The organism is Oryzobacter telluris (assembly GCF_043099285.1).
Classification (GTDB): Bacteria; Actinomycetota; Actinomycetes; order Actinomycetales; family Dermatophilaceae; genus Oryzobacter; species Oryzobacter telluris.
In genome coordinates, this window is sequence record NZ_CP170723.1 from 1,359,598 (window position 1) to 1,377,329 (window position 17,732).

The following is a 17,732-nucleotide window of genomic DNA, read 5'->3' on the forward strand; positions in this document are numbered from 1 at the left end:
TGGGACAACTGTCTGGCTCGGTGGTCTCGTGTGACGGATGTGACGTCCGTGACTCGCGGCCACCAGTGCGTCTCGAATCCCTGCCGAGGCGCCCCCTGCACCGAGGAGCACTCCGTCGTGTCCCTGTCCCACCCTGCCCCGCGCAAAGAGCGGCGGATCCCGGTCCGCACCCTCGGCGCCGTCTCCGCCACCGTCCTCGCCTTCCCGCTGGTCATCGCGCCGGCCGACGGCGCGGTCTTCCCGACCCCGGCGCCGGTCAAGCCGCTGCCGAGCGCCCTGGACGTCGCTGCTCCGTACCAGAAGGGCACCCAGTGCCTGACGGAGAACCAGCCCGGCGCGGTGGCGTTCGCCAAGCTGCTCAACGCGACCTACGGGACCCGGACCTACGGCATCCTGCGGCACTGCGCCGCCGAGCACGGCGAGGGCCGGGCCCTGGACTGGATGATCAACGCGAGCAACCCCGACCAGCTCGCCCTGGCCAACGCGTTGACCCGCTGGCTGGCCGCCCCCGACAACCAGGGCCGCGCCGGCGCGATGGCCAAGCGCTTCGGCATCAACTACATCATCTGGAACCGCCAGCAGTGGCGTGCCTACGCCCCCGAGCGCGGCTGGGTGCCCTACTACGGCGTGTCCCCGCACACCGACCACATCCACTTCTCGTTCAACTGGGACGGCGCGTACAAGCGCACCTCCTGGTGGACCGGCGTCGCCGTCACCACGCCCTCCACCGGCCCCACCGGTGGCCCGGTGGCCCCCGTGACCCCGCCGGCCGCCCCGGTCCTCACGAGCACCGGCTACCCCGTCCTCGCCCAGGGCGCCACGGGCGCGGACGTCACCCTCGCCCAGAAGGCGATCGGCGCCGCGGCCGACGGCAAGTTCGGCCCCCTCACCGCCGCCGCGCTCGGCACGTGGCAGTCCAAGAACGGGATCCCGGCGACGAAGAAGCTCGACGAGGCCACCTGGGCCAAGCTCGTCGCCCTCGACCTCGTGCCGAACCGCGCGAACGTCGCCGCCCTGACGAAGTACGTCAACGTCGTCCTCAAGCGCGGCGCGACCGGCGACGCCGTCAAGGCGCTGCAGAAGGCGATCGGCAAGCTCACCGTCGACGGCTCCTACGGCCCCGGCACCGAGGCCCGCGTGAAGGAGTACCAGAAGGCCGAGGGCATCACCGTCACCGGCGTCACCGACAAGAACGTGTGGAACGCCCTCATGGGCCTGCGCGTCACGCCCACCCCGGCGCCGGCCCCCGCGCCCACGCCCACGCCGGCGCCCGCCCCGGCTCCTCCGGCCCAGGGCAGCACCTCCACCCACCCGCTCGCGAAGTACGCGGGGGTCACCCTCAAGCTGTGGTCGCGCGGCGAGGCCGTCAAGGCCATGCAGAAGGCGATCGGCAAGCTCACCGTCGACGGCTCGTTCGGCCGCGCCACCGAGGCGCGGGTGAAGGAGTACCAGAAGGCCAAGGGCCTCACGGTCGACGGTGTCGTCGACGCCAAGGTCTGGAAGGCGCTCATGGCGCCGGTCAAGCCGGCCTCCCCGACCCCCTCCACCGGGACCACGAGCTCGGCGCTGGACACCGAGTTCACGAAGTACAAGGCGACCACCCTGCGCTCGGGCTCCACCGGTGCCGCGGTCCGCGTCCTCCAGCAGGGCCTGGGCGGGCTCGTCGTCGACGGGAAGGTCAGTGCCAAGACCGTCACCGCGATCAAGGCCCTCCAGACCGCCGCCAAGCTCCCCGTGACCGGTGTCGTCGACACCAAGACGTGGAACGCCCTGGAGAAGAAGGTCCACCCCCTCCTGCCGCACTGGGGCACCGTCCTCAAGCGCGGTGCCAAGGGGTCCGCGGTGACCGCGCTGCAGAAGGCGCTGCGCATCAGCGCCGACGGTTCCTTCGGTCCCAAGACCGAGGCCGCCGTCAAGGCCGCCCAGAAGACCGCGAAGCTGACCCAGACCGGGGTCGTCGGCACGGTGACCTGGAAGGCGATCGAAGCCCGCATGCCGCGCTGACGGAGGATGCGGCATGACCGGGACGGGCCCGGTCCCCTCGGGGACCGGGCCCGTTTTGTCGTCCCCGTGCGTCAGGCCTCGCGGGTGACGCCCTCGGAGGCGAGGCGGCGGGCGAGCACCTCGGCATCCGGCTCGCCCCGGGTGAGGACGACGGAGCCGTCGGCCGCCCAGGCCGCGAGGGCGGTGCGCAGGAACGCCGCGGTGTCGGTCGTCGCGGTGTGGACGCGTCCCGGCTCGGCGGCGGGGACGAGGTCGGTGGTGGACGTCGTGGAGCCGTCGGCGCGCAGGGCGGGGTCGTCGTCCTCCGGCTCCTCCCAGGCCGTGAAGACGTCGCCGTGCGTCGCGACCTCCTTCGCCTCGTCGATGACGCCGTGCGGGACCGGTCCGGGCGCCGAGCGGGCCAGGGCCGCGAGGGTGACGAGGACGCCCTCCTCGGCCGCCTCGGCCGCGGCGGGGTCGTCGGTGACGACGACGTCGGCGGGGGTGCCTGCGTCCTCGGGGTCGGTGCCCGATCCTCGGGCGGCCGGGACCTCGACACAGGCGCCGACCGACCACGCGGCCAGCGCCCAGTAGAGGGTGCGCCAGTGCGGCGGGAGGTCCAGGCGCACCACGGTGCCCCGGCCGGCGTCGAGCTCGTCCTGGAGGAGGTTGGCCGCCTTGGCGACCCAGTTGGCGAGCACCCGGGCCGACAGCTCGACCCGCTCGCCGCGGGTGGGGGAGTCGGTGTCGTCGTACACGGTGATGCGCGGACGGCCGGGGTCGGCGTCGACGAGCCGGCGCAGGAGGGCCACGGGTCCGGGGGGAGTGCTCACGCCCGGACGCTACCAACGGGTGGGGCGGCCACTAGGCTCGCCCGCATGAGTGAGCGCACGGTCATCACCTTCGGCACCTTCGACGTCTTCCACGTCGGGCACATCCGGGTGCTCCAGCGGGCCGCTGCGCTCGGCGACCGGCTGGTCGTGGGGGTCTCCGCCGACGCGCTCAACATCTCCAAGAAGGGCCGGGCTCCGGTCTACTCGCAGGACGAGCGGATGGAGATCGTCGCCTCGCTGCGGGTCGTCGACGACGTCTTCGTCGAGGAGTCGCTCGAGCTCAAGCGCGACTACATCGTCGAGCACGGGGCCGACGTCCTCGTCATGGGCGACGACTGGGCGGGCAAGTTCGACTGGGTCAGCGACGTGTGCGAGGTCGTGTACCTCCCGCGCACCCCGTCGGTGTCGACCACCGGGCTCATCGAGCACATCGCCAGCCTGGCTCCGTGACCGCAGCGGGCGGAGCCGGCGGCGGCGGCCGTCCGGGCGAGGTGCTGACCCGGGTCGGGCTCGGCGCCGGTCTCTGGCTCGTCGCCGTGTGCGTGCTCGCGTGGCCGCTGGCGGCGTTCGGCTGGTGGAACCCGTGGCTGGCGTGGCCGATCGGTGTCGTGCTCGCCGTGGCTGCGGGGTGGGTCGTGCGCTCGCTGCCGGGGGTGCGGCTGGGGGCCGGTCCGGCCGTCGCGCTCGTCGCGGTCTGCCTCGGCTTCGCGGTCTACGCCGGGGCCACCCACTCCGAGCACGTCCTCGTCCGGCGCGACGCGGCCAGCAACCTCCAGGCCGCGGTCAGCCTCGCCACGACCCACGAGCGGGTCGTGGGCGTCGACACCTCCGTCATCGGGGGGTCGGCCGCGCTCGAGCGCGGCGACGTCACCACGGGGAGCTCGGCGTTCTACCAGGTGGGCTCGCCGTCGGACCCGGCCGTGCAGCCGCAGTTCCTCCTCGCGCCTGCGGTCGTCTACGGGTACGGGGTGTGGGTCGGTGGCGCCGACGTGGCGCAGCTGCTGCCCGCCCTCGTGATGGCCGTGGCGCTGCTCCTCTTCGGGCTGCTCGTGGCCGCCGTGGTCGGGCCGTGGTGGGGGGTGGGGGCGACCGTCCTCACGGCCGTGCTGTTCCCCGTGCTCAACGTGGCCCGGGGGACCTACTCCGAGCAGCTGTCGCTCGTCACGCTGCTCGCGGCCTTCCTCGCGGTGACGCTCGTGGCCGGGGGTTCCGCGGCGTCGCGTGACGAGCGACGCCTGGCCCTGCTGGCCGGGATCCTGCTCGGCGGAACGCTGTTCGCCCGCATCGACGCCCTGCGGGAGGCGCTCTTGTTGCTGCCGCTGCTCGCCGTGGGGGCGGCCTTCGCCGGGCGCTGGGTGCGCCCCCTGCTGCTCGGCCTCGGGGGGTCGACCGTCGTCGCCGGCCTGGCCGCGTGGGCCCTGTCGTACCGGTACCTCGGCGACATCGCCGCGAGCCTGGTGCCCCTGCTCGCGATGGCCGTGGCGGCCGCGGTCGTGTCGTGGGGCGGCCTCGCCCTCTGGCGCCGTGGCCGTCGGGCCGGGACCGGTGCGACCTCCACCCCCGCCGTCGACGACAGCGCTTCGACAGGAGGCAACACGCAGGGCCTTGACCGGGTCCTTCGGCGTGTGGCCTCCTCTCGACCGGCCCAGGCGCTGGTCCGGCGGCTCTCGGATGTCGTGGGTGGGCTCGTCGTGCTCGTCGGGCTGGGGCTCGCGAGCCGCCCGTTGTGGATGACGGTGCGCCAGGACCCGAACGACCCCGGCGCCCGGTACGTGGCCGGGATGCAGGCGCGCCAGGGCCTCCCCGTCGACGGCGGCCGGACCTACGCCGAGCACACGGTCGACTGGCTCGCCTGGTACGCCGGCTGGGCAGCGGTGGTCGTGGCGCTCGTCGCCCTCGCGTTCGCGCTGCGGCACGTCGTGGCCCGCGTCGTGGCCGGCGAGCTGGTGGCGTGGGCCCCGGTGCTCGTCGTCGGCGCCGGATCCACCGTCCTCACCCTGCTTCGGCCCGGCATCACGCCCGACCACCCGTGGGCCGACCGGCGCCTCCTCATCGCGCTGCCGTTCGTCGTCGCCCTCGTCGTCGCCGGGGCGGCGTGGGTGGCGCGACGGCTCGAGTCGTCCGGAAAGCGCTGGGGGACACCGCTGGTCGCGAGCCTGCTCGTCGTGGGCGTCGGTGCTCCTGCCGTCGTGGCCACGTGGCCCTTCCGTGGGGTCGGCGTCGAGCGCGGCTCCCTCGGGGCGGTGGCCGACGTGTGCGCCGAGCTGGAGCCCGACGTCGTCGTCCTCGGCATCGACAGCCGCTCGACCTCCGAGTGGCCGCAGGCGGTGCGCGGGATGTGCGAGCGCCCCTTCTTCGTCGCGACGACGCCCGTGCGCAAGGACCCCGCACGGCTCGGGGCCGTCGTCGACGAGCTGGCCCGGGGAGCCGCGGCGTCGGGTCACCGCCTCGTGGTGCTGTCGGCCGACTCCGCCGACGCCATCGAGGGCCTGGGCCTGCAGGCGAACCAGGTGGTCGACCTCCGCTTCCCCGAGGAGGAGCACGCCCTCGACCGTCGTCCCTACAAGACCGACCGCGGGGGCGTGCGCGTCTGGCTGGCCGAGGTGCCCACCGGCCGCTGATCACCCCTGTTCAGCGGGGCCCGGTCGCCGCTAGCGTGACCGGTCGTGGCGAGCGAGCGTCAGGAGCGCTGGGAGCGGGCGTCGCAGACACCGCTGCTGGCCCTCGCGCTCGCCTTCCTCGTGGCGTACGCGGTACCGATCATCTGGCCCGACCTGCCAGACCGGGTCCTCGCGTCGTGCGAGGCGGTCGTCGTCGTGGTGTGGGTCGGTTTCGTCGTCGACCTTTCGGTGCGGCTGGCGGTCACGGACGCCCGCGTCGCCTTCCTCCGGCGGAACTGGCTCGATGTCGTCACCCTCCTGCTGCCGGCCCTGCGTCCCCTGCGGGCGGTCCTGGCGCTCAGCGTCATCGGGCGCCGCGGGCGGGCCCTCGTGCGCGGCCGGGTCGTCGCGTACGTCGTCGGGGCGGTGGCCGTCGTCGGCTTCGTCGCGTCGCTCGCCGTCCTCGACGCGGAGCGCGCCAGTCCGGACGCCAACATCCGCACCCTGGGTGACGCCGCCTGGTGGGCGATGACGACGGTGACGACCGTCGGCTACGGCGACAAGTTCCCGACGACCACCGAGGGGCGGGTCGTCGCGGGGGCGCTGATGGTCACCGGCATCGCGCTGCTCGGTGTCGTCACGGCGTCGATCGCCTCGTGGTTCGTCGAGAAGGTCAGCGAGGTCGCCGCCTCCGAGGAGCGGACCGGCGAACGCCTCGGTGACCTCGTGGAGGAGGTGCGTGCGCTGCGCCTCGAGGTGGCCCGGCTCCGCGGGTCAGCGGCGGGCGAACGCCTCGTGGGCCCGGCGCTGGACGGCCGTGAAGGTGTGCGGGTCGACGGCCACGACGAGGCCCGGAGCGAGTGACCTCGGCCCGTACTGCGTGCCGTCGGGATGACCGATGGCGCCGCCCGCCTCGGTGACGAGGAGCGAGCCGGGGGCGTGGTCCCACGGGTTCGAGCGGCTGTAGAGCAGGTAGTCGGCCGCGCCCTCGATGAGCTTGGGGTAGTCGACCCCGCAGCACACCCAGGACAGCCGCATGCGGGGGAGGTCGCCGAGGCTGGAGTCGCGCAGCGCCCACATCGAGGTGACGCCCTCAGGGGATCGGCCCTCGGGAACCGGTGTGGCGGTGACCTGTTCGCCGTCGCGCCAGGTGCCCGAACCGCGCTCGGCGACCCAGGCGACGCCGTGCTCCGGCTGCCAGATCCACGACCGCACGACCTCGCCCGACAGGGTCTCGGCGACCATCACGGCGTGGTCGGGGGAGCCGTTGACGAAGTTCTTCGTGCCGTCGACCGGGTCCACGGTGAACGCGTGGTCGGCGGCGAGGTAGCGGTCCATCAGCGACGGGTCGGCCGAGTGGGCCTCCTCGCCGAGGACGACGGCATCCGGGTAGGCCTCGAGCAGCCGTGCCGTGATGATGACCTCGGCCTCGCGGTCGGCGACCGTCACGAGGTCGCCCGGGTTCTTCTCCATCACCTCGCCGGCGGCCAGGGACCGGAAGCGGGGGGTGATGACCTCGGCGGCGACGTCACGCAGGAGATCGAGGACGGCGTCTGTCGACAGGCCGGGCATGGACCCCACGCTTCCACACGCCCCCTCCGCCACCAAACGGGTGGTCAGGCCGGGCGGACCCCCGGGCCGGGGCGGCCGAGGATGTGCCGCGGCTCGTCGACCTCGTGGCCGGCAGCGCACCGCACGCGTGCCTCCACCGGTGAGCCGCAGTCACGGTGGACGAACTCGATGGGCGGGCCGTCGGGGTCGGCGAGGTAGCGGTCGCCCCACGCGGCGATCGCGACCATCACGGGGAAGAGCGCGAAGCCCTTCTCGGTGAGCCGGTACTCGTGGCGCTCCCGCTGGCCCGGCTCCCGGTAGGCCTCGCGACGCAGGACGTCCTGCTCGACGAGGACGGCCAGCCTGTTGGTGAGCACCTGGCGGGGGATGCCGGTGTGGCGCCGCATGTCGTCGAAGCGCCGGATGCCGTTGAACACCTCGCGCAGCACGACGAAGGTCCACCGCTCGCCGAGCACCTCCATCGCCCGACCGATCGTGCAGTTGTCGGTCGAGTAGGCCAGGGCGGCGGGCGCGGACATGGGCCCATGCTAGGTCCAGTTGACAGACTCAGCCAAGAGCAGCGATGCTCGGTCCATGACGCAGACCCAGCCCGACCCGAGCCCCTTCGCGACGCGGACGCGCACCTTCACGTGGGCGCGGCCCGGCCAGGGCGACCTGCGCCGCCTGTCCTCGCTCGACGGCCTGGGCCAGCTCACGGCCATGGTCGAGGGCGAGATGCCGCCCCCGCCGATCATGGACACCCTCGGCGTCACCGGTTTCCGGCCCGAGCGCGGACGCATCGAGGTGGAGATGCCGGCGGCCGAGTTCCACTACAACCCGCTCGGCACGGTCCATGGCGGCGTCATCTCGATGCTCCTCGACACCGCCGCCGGGTGCGCCGTGCACTCGACCCTCGCGGTGGGGGAGACCTACACCTCCCTCGACCTCACGGTGAAGTTCCTGCGTCCGGTGACCGTCGGCTCGGGCCTGCTGACCTGCGAGGGCGTCGTCATCCAGCGCGGCCGTCGCACCGCGCTCGCCGAGGCCCGCCTGTCCGACGAGGCCGGCAGGCTCGTCGCCCACGCCACGAGCAGCTGCATGATCTTCGCCGCCCCCACCGCCTGACCCCTTTCGCCGCGAGTGCGGAAACGGTCGCTGGGGCAGCCACGTCCGCACTCGCGGTAGCAAGGGGGCGATTGTCGAACCATCGCTGACCTGCGCGGTTGCGGGAGCCCCGCGTGGGTAGGGTCCGGGCATGGCGAGGTTGCGGCGGGTGTCTCCGCGGTCGGTGGGCTGGACGCGGCGCCGGGCGGGAAAGGGCTTCACCTACCGCGACGCGGGTGGTGACGCCCTGCCCAGGGAGTCGGTCGAGCGGATCAAGGCCCTCGCCATCCCTCCGGCGTGGAAGGACGTGTGGATCTGTCCCCACGAGAACGGCCACATCCAGGCCGTCGGCACCGACGACGCCGGCCGTCGCCAGTACCTCTACCACCCCGACTGGCGCACCAAGCGCGACGAGCTGAAGTTCGACCGGGTCAAGGTCGCCGGCACCCGCCTGGCCAAGGCCCGCGAGCGGATGATCGACGACCTGCGCGCCGAGGGGATGCCGCTGGCCCGCGCCGCCGCCACGGCGACCCGACTGCTCGACCTCGGCTACTTCCGCATCGGCAGCGACGCCTACACCGACGCCAACGGCTCGTTCGGCCTCACCACCCTCGAGCGCCGCCACGTCCGCCGGCAGGGCAGCGACCTCGTGTTCTCCTTCGTCGGCAAGTCGGGCATCGAGCACTCGATCACCATCAGCGACGAGCAGGTCATCGACTCCCTCAACCTGATGAGGAAGCGCCGCGGCGGCTCGACCCGACTCCTCGCCTACCGGGGCGAGGCGAAGTGGGCCGACCTGCAGGCCACGGCGGTGAACTCCTACATCGCCCAGCTCGTGGCCGAGGACCTCACCGCCAAGGACTTCCGCACGTGGCACGCCACCGTCCTCGCCGCGGTCGCCCTGGCCGAGACCCCCGAGAAGGGCGACACGGCCGCCTCCCGCCGGCGCGCGGTCAAGGCCGCGGTCGAGGAGGTGTCGGCCTACCTCGGCAACACCCCCACCATCGCCCGCAAGTCCTACGTCGACCCGCGGGTCATCGAGCAGTACGAGGACGGCGTGACCATCGCCGGGACCCTCGCGAAGACGTACCGCGACGACTCCAAGCGCCAGGCCGCCATCGAGAAGGCCGTGGCGCGGCTCATCGACGGGGCCGACTGAGCCGCCCCTCGGCCACGGAGCACCCGACCGCGTCCCCGACGTGCGCGGCGGCGGGGGAGGGGCCCGCGCGCCGGTAGGCTCGCAGGCGATGAACGAGCAGCCTTCCGCCGCGCCGCAGGGCCCCGGCGACGACCACGACGCACTCCACTCCGCGCCCACCGAGAAGATGGACGTCCGCAAGGGCGAGCGCGCGGGTCGCGGCGACGACCCCGCCGTCACGAACGTCCTGCCGCGCCTCGCGCTCGGGTCGAGCGGGGACGCCGTCGAGCGCACGCCGGCCCCCACCCGCACCGGCCACCCGGCGTACCCCATCGAGGACGCCCCCGGTGGCAGCGACCCGGCGCCCTACGTGACCATCGTCCTGCCCTGCTTCAACGAGGGCGCGCACGTCCTCAAGGAGATCGACCGCATCTCCGCCACGATGCAGGCCAGCGAGCTCACCTACGAGCTGCTCTGCATCGACGACGCGAGCACCGACGACACCCTCGACGTCCTGCGCCACGCCCAGCAGACCTACCCGCACCTGCGGATCCTGCCGTTCCGCCGCAACGGCGGCTCGGGCACGGCCCGCCGCATCGGCACCCAGCAGGCCCGCGGCGAGATCGTCGTGTGGACCGACGCCGACATGACCTACGAGAACGAGAAGATCCCCGACCTCGTGCGGATCCTGCGCGACGACGCCTCCTACGACCAGGTCGTCGGCGCCCGCACCACCGAGGAGGGCACCCACAAGTGGGCCCGCGTCCCCGCGAAGTGGCTCATCCGCAAGATCGCCGAGTGGCTGACCAAGAGCCGCATCCCCGACCTCAACTCGGGCCTGCGCGCGTTCCGCCGCGAGGTGTCGCTGCCCTACCTGCGGCTGCTGCCCGCCGGGTTCTCGTGCGTCACGACGATCACCATCGCGTTCCTGTCCAACCAGCACGACATCAAGTACGTCGACACCTCGTACGCGAAGCGCGCCGGCGTGAGCAAGTTCCACTTCGTCAACGACGCGTACCGGTACATCCTCCAGGTGCTGCGCATGGTCATGTACTTCGACCCGCTCAAGGTGCTCATGCCGCCGGCGCTGTGGATGATCGTCATCGGCTTCGTCAAGGCGGTCATCGACATGGTCCGCCACCCGTTCTACTTCCCGGCGAACACGGTGCTCCTCGTCGTCGCCGGGATGATGATCGCCTCGCTCGCGCTGCTCTCCGACCTCGTCGTCCGGTCCCGCGACGGTGTCTGACGCCGTGACGTCCGGCGCCCAGCTCTCCATCGCGATCGTCGGTCCGACCCACCCGTTCAAGGGCGGCGTCGCGGCCCACACGACCGCGCTCGCGCACGAGCTCGAGGACGCCGGCCACGACGTCACGCTCGTGTCGTGGAGCCACCTCTACCCGGCGGCGCTCTACCCGGGGGAGCAGGCCGTGCCTGGCGGCGCTCCCGACGTCGAGCCGTTCCCGCGCACCCTGCGCGTGCTGTCCTGGGCCCGTCCCGACACGTGGGTGCGCTCCGGCCGCCGGCTGCGCGACGTCGACGTCATCGTCGTCGTCCACGTCATCCCGGCCGTCGTGCCCGCGCACCTGGCGCTGCTGCGCGCCGCCGGGGTCGGGAAGACGAGCACGACCGGCCGCGGGCCGCGCACGGTCGTCATCGCCCACAACGTCCTGCCGCACGAGGGGCACCCCGGCGACCGGCAGCTGATGCGCGCCTTCCTCGAGCGGGTCGACGCCGTCGTCGTCCACTCCGACGAGCAGGCCGGCATCGCCGCCGAGCTCGGCGCCACGCGGGTCAAGGAGCTCGACCTCCCGCCGCACCTCCCCGGGGGCGAGCCCGAGCCCCGCCCGGAGCGGGCGTCCGGCGACGCCGACGTGCGGCTCCTGTCGCTCGGCATCGTGCGCGACTACAAGGGCGTCGACCTCCTCGTCGATGCGATGCGCGACGTCCCCGGCGTCCGGCTCACCGTGGCCGGTGAGCTGTGGGGCGAGGCCGGGCGGCGCGTGCGCGAGCTCGCCGCCGACCCGCGCCTCGAGGGACGCGTCGAGGTGCACGGCGGCTACGTCCCGGCCGACCGCATCGCCGGGCTGATGGCGCGCCACGACGTCTTCGCCCTCACCTACCGCACCGCCACGGCCTCGCAGAACGCCCTGATGGCGCGCCACCACGGCCTGCCCGTCCTCGCCTCCGCGGTGGGGACCTTCCCCGAGCAGGTGCGCGACGGCGTCGACGGCCTGCTGGTGCCTCCGTCGGACCGGGAGGCGCTCGTCGCGGCGCTGCGCCGGCTCGTCGAGCCAGGCACCACCGAGCGGCTGCGGGCCGAGGTGCGTGAGCCCGACCTCTCCGGGCCGTGGGCGCACTACGTCGGCGGGATCGAGGCGCTCGCCGCCCCGCCCGCCTCCGACCACGACGACCCGCCGCCGCTGCCGCTGTCCCCGGTGGGCCGGGCCAAGGCCGTGGTCGCGGGCCTGCGCGCCCGCCGCGGGCCGGTGGTCGAGATCGGCCCCACCGACATCCCCGAGCGGGTCCGCGCCACCGACGTCCTCGCTCTGGACGCCGATGCCGTCGACGCCGTGGAGGTCGCCCGCGCGCTCGGGCTGCCGCGGCCGGGCGAGCCCGTCGCCGCCTGGTCGGCGCTCGGGGCGCTGGCCGCCATCCTCCGCATCCGCGACGACGGCCACCGCTCGTCGGTCATCGTCGACGAGTCGGGCACGTCCAGCCCGTTCGGTCGGTGGGCCCGCGCCGTCGGGTTCGCCCCGGTCGAGCTCGAGCTGACGGGGCGCCGCGCCGCGGTCGAGGTCCTCGACGTCGACACCGCGAGCCTCGACGTCATCACCCGGCTGCATCCCGGTGGGTGCACGGCCTCCGACGTCGACCACGCGGTGGGTCAGGCGTCGTGGGCGCTGCGCTCCGGGGGCCTGCTCGTCATCACGCTGCCGATCGGCGACGACGACCCCGACTTCGCGGTCCACCCCGCGGGGGTGCGCGGCATCCTCGCGCGGGCCGACGACCTCGGCCTCAAGCTCGTGGGCGACGTCGACGGTGACGTCCTCGACCGGATGCGGCACGCGCGCCTCGACGCCGCGGGCGGCGACGCGCCGGCCTACGCCGTCCTGCGGCTGACCTTCCGGCGGCGGTGACCGTGCCCAGCGGGCGCGTCCTCAACGCCGTGCGGATCGGGCTGCTCGTCGTCATCCTCGTCGGTGTCGGAATCGCGTTGTGGCGCAACTGGTCCGCGGTGTCGGTCGAGCTGGGTCGGATGAGTGCGGGCGCGCTCGTCGCGGCGTTCCTCCTGACCGCGGCGGCACCGGTCGCCACGCTCATGGGATGGCGTGTCCTCCTCGCCGACCTCGGCACCCGCCTCCCGGCCGGGCCGGCGGCGAGCGTCTTCCTCGTCGGGCAGCTGGGCAAGTACGTGCCCGGCTCGGTGTGGACCGTCCTCGCCCAGGCCGAGATGGGGGCGCGGCTCAAGGTGCCGCGGCGCCGGATGGCCGTGGTGGGCCTGCTCTCGATCGGGCTCGGCGTGCTCACCGGGAGCCTCATGGGCATCCCGGCGGTGCCGCGCCTGCTCGACCGCTCGGGCGAGGCGTTCTCGTGGTGGTGGGTCGCGTTGGCCGTCGTCCTCGGCGGGGTGCTGCTGTGGCCGCGCCTGCTCAACACCGTCATCGCGCGCGGGCTCACCCTGCTGCGGCGCGAGCCGCTCGAGCACGAGCTGTCCGGGCGGGCGGTGGCGCTCACGGCGGCGTGGTTCGTGCTGGCCTGGGTGTGCGCCGGGGGAGGGGTCCTCGTGCTGTCGCTGGCGCTGGCGCCCGACATCGCGCTCGGTCCGCTGCTCGTCACGACCATCGGCGGGTTCGCCCTCGCCTCTGCCGCAGGGATGTTCAGCATCCTCGTCCCGGCGGGGGTCGGAGTTCGCGACGGCCTGCTCGCCCTGCTGCTCGTCACCCTGATGCCGCTCTCGGCCGCCACGGCAGTCGTCGTGGTGGCCCGGTTCCTCGCGGTGCTGGCCGACCTCGTCGTCGCCGGCTCCGGCTGGGCGTGGGGTCGTCGGCACCACCTCCTAGGATCGAGCACGTGAGCGACGACCGCGGCCGCGAGGAGCAGCTCGCCTACTCCGAGCTGATGGCCAAGATGCTCGACGAGGAGGGGCGCCGGAAGAAGGCGGCCAAGATCGTCGCCGTCGTGCAGCACGCCCTGGGGGTCGAGTCGCTGTCCGGGCTGACGGCGGTCGACGTCGGGTGCTCGGCCGGCTTCATCGCCGACGAGCTCGCCCTGGCCGGCGCCACGACGAGCGGGGTCGACATCGACGAGCCCGGGCTCGAGAAGGCCCGCGCCCGGTTCGGCGACCGGGTCGACTTCCGCCTGGCCCGTGGCGAGGACCTGCCGTTCGAGGACGACTCGGTCGACGTCGCCGTCCTCAACCACATCTACGAGCACGTCGTCGACCCCGAGGCCGTCGTCGCCGACATCCACCGGGTCCTGCGCCCGGGCGGGGTCCTCTATCTCGGCATCGGCCACCGGTGGCAGGTCATCGAGCCGCACCACCGGCTGCCGTTCCTGTCGTGGCTGCCCCAGCGCGCCGCCGACCGGTACATGCGCCTCACCCGCAAGGGCGATCAGTACTACGAGCACTACTACACGCCGGCCGGGCTGCGCCGCCTCTTCGCGGCGTTCGACGTGTGGGACTACACGCTGCCCGTCCTTGCCGACCCGGGGGCGTTCTCGGCCGACGACAACGTGCCCGCGTGGGCGGCCAAGGTGCCCGAGAAGGCCCTCGCCGCAGCGCTTCCCGCCGTCCCGACCTACGTGTGGGCGGCGTTCAAGGGCGCGGCACGGCCGGGCGGTCCGGCACTGCGCGTGGCGCCCCGCCACGTCGGCTGAGGGCGCGGGCCGGATGACCACCAGTGGCGCGGCAGCCGCGGGCTCGCAGCGGGTGGTGCACGCGTCGCGACCGGTGCCCCTCGGCGCGGTCGTCGGGATCTTCCGCCGCGGTGGTGGCGACCCCACGAGCCGCCGCGACGACGGTGGCTGGTGGTTCGCGTGGCGCACTCCCGACGGACCGGTGACCCTGCAGCTGGAGGTGCCGGCTCCGGTGTCGGAGACCGTGACCGCGACGGCGTGGGGGCCGGGAGCCGCCTGGATGCTCGAGCAGGTCCCGGCGCTGCTGGGGGAGGCCGACGACCTCGACGGGTTCGAGCCCCGTCATCCGCTCGTCGCCGAGTCCTGGCGCCGCCGGCCCGGATGGCGCGTGCCGAGGTCTGGTCTGGTCGTCCAGGCACTCGTGGCGTCGGTCATCGAGCAGAAGGTGACGGGCAAGGAGGCGTTCGCCGGGTACCGGATGCTGGTGCGCCGGTTCGGTTCTCCCGCACCGGGACCGGGGGAGGGGCTCGGCCTCGTCGTGCCGCCGACCCCGCGTGAGTGGGCTGCCGTCCCGTCGTGGGAGTGGCTGCGAGCGGGGGTCGACCCGGCCCGATCCCGGACCATCGTGCGCGCCGTGGGGCACGCCGGTCGCATCGAGGAGTGTGCGGGCATGCCGGCGGAGGACGCCCGCCGCCGCCTCACCGCACTGCCCGGCGTCGGGCGCTGGACCTGGGCCGAGGTGGCCCAGCGCGCCCTCGGCCTCCCCGACGAGGTGAGCTTCGGCGACTACCACGTGGCCAAGGACATGACCTGGGCCCTGACCGGGACCCCGCAGGACGACGACGCCCTCGCCGAGCTCCTCGAGCCGTGGGCCGGCCACCGCTACCGGGTGCAGCGCCTCCTCGAGCTCGACGGCCACCACCGCCCCCGCCGGGGCCCGCGCATGTCCCTTCCCACGCACCTCCCCACTCGCCGCTCCTGACGACCGCCGGGTCGAGGTGAGATCCGACCTTCTCCCGGTCGAACATCACCTCGAACGGGCGACACCCGGCCCGGGTCGAGGTGATGAGCGACGCTCTCCGGGTCGGATCTCACCTCGACCCGGCGTCGGTCAGGTGAGGGCGAGGGTGACCGAGGTGGGGGCGCGGCCGGTCACGGTGGCGGTCAGGGACTCGGAGGCCGCGGCCACCTCGAGGCGGGCGACGAGGCGACCCAGGTCGTAGGGGTCGTCGGCGCCCAGGGTGACCTCGGCGGCACCGGCTGCCTCGTCGACCCCGACGTCCACCGAGCCGTCGGGCACGTCGAGCAGCGCCAGGGCCACGACCCGGCCGACCCGTGCCGCGAGCGGCTCGTCCGGGCGCACCGACCGCACCCCGACCTCCAGCGCCTCAGCGGAGCCCGGAGCGGCGCCCAGGGCCCCCCGCACGGCCTCGACCGACCCCAGGGCGAACCAGTCGCCCGGCCCCGTCCGCACGAGCGTGCGCGCCCCGTCCGCCGACGGGGCGAACCACCCGGCGTCGAGCCCGCGCACCACGGCCGCCGGCACCCCGTCGGCCTTGCCCTTGACCAGGTCGGCGGCCGCGGCCACCTCGTCGGCCAGGGCCCGCGCCGTCACGGCGAGCGGCCGACCGTCGTGGTCGACACCACCGCGCAGGTCGTCGAGCACGGCGACCCCGGCCGACCCCAGAGCGAAGTCGGTCTGCCCGGCCCGCCAAGCCCGCCCCGCGGTGTCGCTCAGCACCACCCCGAGCGCCGCGGAGTCCGGCAGCCCCAGCCGCGAGAGGAGCGCCGACCGCAGCGCCACCGCCTCGCCATCGGGGTCGGAGGGCAGGAGCAGGACGGCGCCCGAGGGACCCGTGTTCGACGCGTCGACCCCCGCCGCGGCCATCACCGGACCGGCCACGGCCTCGACGACGCGCGTCAGCCCGCCGCCCTCGCCGACCCGCTCCGCCACGACGCGCACCGTGGCCGCGTCCACCGCGGCCTCCCGCGCTCCGTCCCACGTGAGACCCAGGGCCTTGGAGACCACCTTGCTCGACACGACGAGGCAGTCGCCGGCCTCCAGCGGCGTCCCGGCGGCCACCAGCGCGGACGACAGCACCTCGGCCAGGTCGTCGCCGGCCTCCACCTCGCCGACGCCGACCACCGGCACCACCGTGACGGGAACGGCTCCGCTCACGCGGGCACCGTGGCCGCCAGGCGCAGCGCGTGCTCGGCGATCCGGGCGGTGGCCGGCACGTCGGACATCAGCAGCGGCCCGTCGAACACCTCGACGCGGGCGCTGCGCAGGGTGGTGTCGGCGTCGTCGGGGTCGACGAGCCAGCCGTCGAGGAAGTCGGCGTACAGCCCGCCCACGGCCGCCGCCGTCGCCTCGACCCCGATGGCGGCCAGGCAGGCGTCAGCGTGCCCGCGCACCGGGCGCCCGGAGATCAGGGGCGAGATGCCCACCACGGGTGCCGAGGTGCCGCGCAGCGCGTCCCGCACGCCGGGCACCCCGAGGATGATGCCGATCGACACGACCGGGTTGCTCGGGGGCAGCAGCACGACGTCGGCCCGGCGGATGGCGTCGAGCACGCCCGGCGCGGCCGCGGCGCGGTCGAGCCCCGCCACGACGAACCGCCGCGCCGGCAGCGACGCCTGGTGCCGGACCCACCACTCCTGGAAGTGGATCGCCCGCTCGCCGTCGGCACCGTCGTCGACCACCACGTGCGTCTCCACGGGGGTGTCCGTCATCGGCAGCAGCTCGATGCCCTGCTCCGGCAGACCCCAGCGCGCGGCGAGGCGGGCCGTGACCTCAGACAACGACGCCCCCTGCCCGAGCCACTGCGAGCGCACGACGTGCGTGCCGACGTCGAGGTCGCCCAGCGCGAACCACTGCGGCTCGGCGCCGTACGCGGCCAGCTCGGCCTGCACCCGGTGGCTCTCCTCGGCGCGGCCCCAGCCCTGTCCCTCGTGGATGCCCCCGCCCAGGGTGTAGAGCAGCGTGTCGACGTCGGGACAGACCCGCAGGCCGAACAGGGTGATGTCGTCGCCCGTGTTCGCGATGACCGTGAGGGTGCTGTCCTCGAGGCCGGGCGTGGTGTCGAGGTGGTGGCGCAGACCGCGGAGGAACCGCGCGCCACCCACCCCTCCGGCGAGGGCCGTGATGTGCATGGATGCAGTCTCGCAGCCCCTCGCGGGGGGCCGCGAACCCGTCTCCGCGGGGGCCGTTCCCTCGGGCGCGTCGGGAGGACACGCCGGTCGTTCGGCTATGAGTTTCGCCGATATCACCAACCGGCTTGACTCAGGTGGCATGACACGCGTGTAATTCCATGCATGTACTCCGGAGGAACCCGGCCGGAGCACTTGGGTCGAGGGTCGAGGAGGGAACCATGCACGAGCTCTTTGTGATCGACGGGATGCTCGACGGTGAGGTCGGCGAGGAGGAGGGTGCGCTCTCCTGGCAGGAGCGTTCGCTCTGCGCGCAGACCGATCCCGAGGCGTTCTTCCCGGAGAAGGGTGGGTCCACCCGCGAGGCCAAGAAGGTCTGCGTCGGGTGCGAGGTCCGCTCCGAGTGCCTGGAGTACGCGCTGTCCAACGACGAGCGCTTCGGGATCTGGGGCGGTCTGTCCGAGCGGGAGCGCCGCAAGCTGAAGAAGCGCGCGGTGTGACGCGGGGCCTCGC

At 74.0% G+C, this 17,732-nt stretch carries 17 protein-coding genes; 12 read left to right on the forward strand and 5 right to left on the reverse strand.

The features are described from left to right. The first annotated feature begins 117 nt into the window (after positions 1 to 117). Positions 118 to 2,004: a peptidoglycan-binding protein gene (locus tag ACFLFB_RS06180; protein ID WP_392544832.1), complete on the forward strand. Its 1,887-nt coding sequence runs from the start codon at positions 118 to 120 to the stop codon at positions 2,002 to 2,004. Between the two features lie 71 nt (positions 2,005 to 2,075). Here ACFLFB_RS06180 and ACFLFB_RS06185 read toward each other — a convergent pair whose 3' ends face one another. After that, entirely contained in the window at positions 2,076 to 2,816 is a 741-nt protein-coding gene (locus ACFLFB_RS06185; RefSeq protein ID WP_392544833.1) for a TIGR03089 family protein, read from the reverse strand. A gap of 45 nt (positions 2,817 to 2,861) precedes the next feature. On the opposite strand from ACFLFB_RS06185, the gene ACFLFB_RS06190 reads away from it, so the two are divergent. The 3 genes from ACFLFB_RS06190 to ACFLFB_RS06200 are packed head-to-tail and all read left to right on the forward strand — an operon-like array spanning position 2,862 to position 6,280. Further along, positions 2,862 to 3,266: an adenylyltransferase/cytidyltransferase family protein gene (locus ACFLFB_RS06190; protein WP_392544834.1), complete on the forward strand. Its 405-nt coding sequence runs from the start codon at positions 2,862 to 2,864 to the stop codon at positions 3,264 to 3,266. Further along, positions 3,263 to 5,437, forward strand: a complete 2,175-nt coding sequence (locus tag ACFLFB_RS06195) for a hypothetical protein (RefSeq protein ID WP_392544835.1) — start codon at positions 3,263 to 3,265, stop codon at positions 5,435 to 5,437. The genes ACFLFB_RS06190 and ACFLFB_RS06195 overlap by 4 nt, the downstream gene beginning before the upstream one ends. A gap of 45 nt (positions 5,438 to 5,482) precedes the next feature. Beyond that, positions 5,483 to 6,280, forward strand: a complete 798-nt coding sequence (locus tag ACFLFB_RS06200) for a potassium channel family protein (protein WP_392544836.1) — start codon at positions 5,483 to 5,485, stop codon at positions 6,278 to 6,280. On the opposite strand, the gene ACFLFB_RS06205 is transcribed toward ACFLFB_RS06200, so the two are convergent. Beyond that, positions 6,191 to 6,988, reverse strand: coding sequence for an inositol monophosphatase family protein (locus ACFLFB_RS06205; protein WP_392544837.1), 798 nt, complete (start codon positions 6,986 to 6,988; stop codon positions 6,191 to 6,193). The genes ACFLFB_RS06200 and ACFLFB_RS06205 overlap by 90 nt on opposite strands. A gap of 44 nt (positions 6,989 to 7,032) precedes the next feature. Continuing rightward, a complete protein-coding gene (locus tag ACFLFB_RS06210; protein WP_392544838.1) occupies positions 7,033 to 7,506 on the reverse strand; it encodes a winged helix-turn-helix transcriptional regulator in 474 nt (157 codons plus the stop codon). Positions 7,507 to 7,561: 55 nt separating this feature from the next. On the opposite strand from ACFLFB_RS06210, the gene ACFLFB_RS06215 reads away from it, so the two are divergent. From ACFLFB_RS06215 to ACFLFB_RS06245, 7 genes are all read left to right on the forward strand, one after another. Then, positions 7,562 to 8,092, forward strand: a complete 531-nt coding sequence (locus ACFLFB_RS06215; protein ID WP_392544839.1) for a PaaI family thioesterase — start codon at positions 7,562 to 7,564, stop codon at positions 8,090 to 8,092. A 130-nt stretch (positions 8,093 to 8,222) separates the two neighbouring features. Continuing rightward, complete coding sequence (locus tag ACFLFB_RS06220) at positions 8,223 to 9,230, forward strand: DNA topoisomerase IB (RefSeq protein WP_392544840.1); 1,008 nt, start codon at positions 8,223 to 8,225, stop codon at positions 9,228 to 9,230. 88 nt (positions 9,231 to 9,318) lie between these two features. Beyond that, entirely contained in the window at positions 9,319 to 10,458 is a 1,140-nt protein-coding gene (locus ACFLFB_RS06225; protein ID WP_392544841.1) for a glycosyltransferase family 2 protein, read from the forward strand. After that, positions 10,451 to 12,349 (forward strand): glycosyltransferase, encoded by a 1,899-nt coding sequence (locus ACFLFB_RS06230; protein ID WP_392544842.1) that lies wholly within the window; start codon positions 10,451 to 10,453, stop codon positions 12,347 to 12,349. Before ACFLFB_RS06225 ends, ACFLFB_RS06230 begins: the two co-directional genes overlap by 8 nt. Beyond that, positions 12,346 to 13,287 carry a lysylphosphatidylglycerol synthase domain-containing protein gene (locus ACFLFB_RS06235; RefSeq protein ID WP_392544843.1) on the forward strand — a complete coding sequence of 314 codons (942 nt, stop codon included), beginning with the start codon at positions 12,346 to 12,348 and terminating at the stop codon, positions 13,285 to 13,287. The genes ACFLFB_RS06230 and ACFLFB_RS06235 overlap by 4 nt, the downstream gene beginning before the upstream one ends. Further along, positions 13,284 to 14,090, forward strand: coding sequence for a methyltransferase domain-containing protein (locus ACFLFB_RS06240; protein WP_392544844.1), 807 nt, complete (start codon positions 13,284 to 13,286; stop codon positions 14,088 to 14,090). The genes ACFLFB_RS06235 and ACFLFB_RS06240 overlap by 4 nt, the downstream gene beginning before the upstream one ends. A 13-nt stretch (positions 14,091 to 14,103) precedes the next feature. Beyond that, entirely contained in the window at positions 14,104 to 15,051 is a 948-nt protein-coding gene (locus tag ACFLFB_RS06245) for a DNA-3-methyladenine glycosylase family protein (RefSeq protein ID WP_392544845.1), read from the forward strand. Between the two features lie 129 nt (positions 15,052 to 15,180). Here ACFLFB_RS06245 and ACFLFB_RS06250 read toward each other — a convergent pair whose 3' ends face one another. Continuing rightward, on the reverse strand, positions 15,181 to 16,248 hold the full coding sequence (locus ACFLFB_RS06250) for a coenzyme F420-0:L-glutamate ligase (RefSeq protein ID WP_392544846.1): 1,068 nt from the start codon (positions 16,246 to 16,248) through the stop codon (positions 15,181 to 15,183). Beyond that, positions 16,245 to 17,222 (reverse strand): 2-phospho-L-lactate transferase, encoded by a 978-nt coding sequence (gene cofD, locus ACFLFB_RS06255; protein ID WP_392544847.1) that lies wholly within the window; start codon positions 17,220 to 17,222, stop codon positions 16,245 to 16,247. The genes ACFLFB_RS06250 and cofD overlap by 4 nt, the downstream gene beginning before the upstream one ends. A 218-nt stretch (positions 17,223 to 17,440) precedes the next feature. Between cofD and ACFLFB_RS06260 the strand changes: the two genes are divergently transcribed. Beyond that, the gene (locus ACFLFB_RS06260) at positions 17,441 to 17,719 is read left to right on the forward strand and encodes a WhiB family transcriptional regulator (protein ID WP_392544848.1); all 279 of its coding nucleotides are present in this window, start codon (positions 17,441 to 17,443) and stop codon (positions 17,717 to 17,719) included. Positions 17,720 to 17,732 lie beyond the last annotated feature (13 nt).

Bases quoted from the DNA above. Each gene is read 5' to 3' on its own strand.
- ACFLFB_RS06190 (WP_392544834.1), top strand. From the start codon at position 2,862: ATGAGTGAGCGCACGGTCATCACCTTCGGCACCTTCGACGTCTTCCAC.
- ACFLFB_RS06205 (WP_392544837.1), bottom strand. From the start codon at position 6,988: ATGCCCGGCCTGTCGACAGACGCCGTCCTCGATCTCCTGCGTGACGTC.
- ACFLFB_RS06210 (WP_392544838.1), bottom strand. From the start codon at position 7,506: ATGTCCGCGCCCGCCGCCCTGGCCTACTCGACCGACAACTGCACGATC.
- ACFLFB_RS06215 (WP_392544839.1), top strand. From the start codon at position 7,562: ATGACGCAGACCCAGCCCGACCCGAGCCCCTTCGCGACGCGGACGCGC.
- ACFLFB_RS06220 (WP_392544840.1), top strand. From the start codon at position 8,223: ATGGCGAGGTTGCGGCGGGTGTCTCCGCGGTCGGTGGGCTGGACGCGG.
- ACFLFB_RS06225 (WP_392544841.1), top strand. From the start codon at position 9,319: ATGAACGAGCAGCCTTCCGCCGCGCCGCAGGGCCCCGGCGACGACCAC.
- ACFLFB_RS06245 (WP_392544845.1), top strand. From the start codon at position 14,104: ATGACCACCAGTGGCGCGGCAGCCGCGGGCTCGCAGCGGGTGGTGCAC.
- cofD (WP_392544847.1), bottom strand. From the start codon at position 17,222: ATGCACATCACGGCCCTCGCCGGAGGGGTGGGTGGCGCGCGGTTCCTC.
- ACFLFB_RS06260 (WP_392544848.1), top strand. From the start codon at position 17,441: ATGCACGAGCTCTTTGTGATCGACGGGATGCTCGACGGTGAGGTCGGC.